The organism is Mesorhizobium sp. M1E.F.Ca.ET.041.01.1.1 (assembly GCF_003997355.1).
GTDB lineage: Bacteria > Pseudomonadota > Alphaproteobacteria > Rhizobiales > Rhizobiaceae > Mesorhizobium.
In genome coordinates this window covers 1-596 of the sequence record NZ_RZSL01001207.1, presented here as the reverse complement: position 1 = coordinate 596, position 596 = coordinate 1, and the positions used below count along the sequence as shown (strand labels likewise).

Sequence of the window (596 nt, the reverse complement as noted above, 5' to 3'; positions counted from 1 at the left end):
GCCCTGGAAACCCTTGCCGGTCGAAGTGCCCGTGACGTCGACCTTCTGGCCGGCAACGAAGTGCTCGACGGTGAGCTCGGCGCCGACGTCGATCAAGTTGTCGGCGGAGACGCGGAACTCGGCGAGCTTCGCCTTCGGCTCGACGGAGGCGGCAGCGAAATGGCCGCGCATCGCCTTCGACGTGTTCTTCACCTTGGCAAGGCCAACGCCGAGCTGGACGGCGGTGTAGCCGTTCTTCTCTTGCGTGCGCTGCGCCACGACCTGGCAGTTCTCCATCTGGAGAACGGTGACGGGAACGTGTTCCCCGGCATCGTTATAGATGCGGGTCATTCCCACCTTCTTTGCAATCACACCTGAACGCATCGGTTCAATTCCTTTAGAGTTCCCTGTCGGGGCTAGCGCCCCTCCACGCCTCTTGTTCCTTCAGAGTTCCGGGTCGCCCCGCCCTCTTGTTCCTAGAGCTTGATCTCGACGTCGACACCGGCGGCCAGATCGAGCTTCATCAGAGCATCGACGGTCTGCGGGGTCGGATCGACGATGTCGAGCAGCCGCTTGTGGGTGCGCATCTCGAACTGCTCGCGGCTCTTCTTGTCCTG

2 protein-coding genes are annotated in these 596 nt (G+C 62.2%); both read right to left on the bottom strand.

What is annotated here, in order from left to right:
- Positions 1-363: 50S ribosomal protein L3 (gene rplC / locus EOA38_RS38390; protein ID WP_127301674.1), on the bottom strand; the 363-nt coding region annotated here is incomplete at its 3' end.
- Between the two features lie 92 nt (positions 364-455).
- Positions 456-596, bottom strand: a 141-nt coding sequence (locus EOA38_RS38385; RefSeq protein ID WP_281060196.1) for a 30S ribosomal protein S10, incomplete at its 5' end; no start/stop codon positions are given.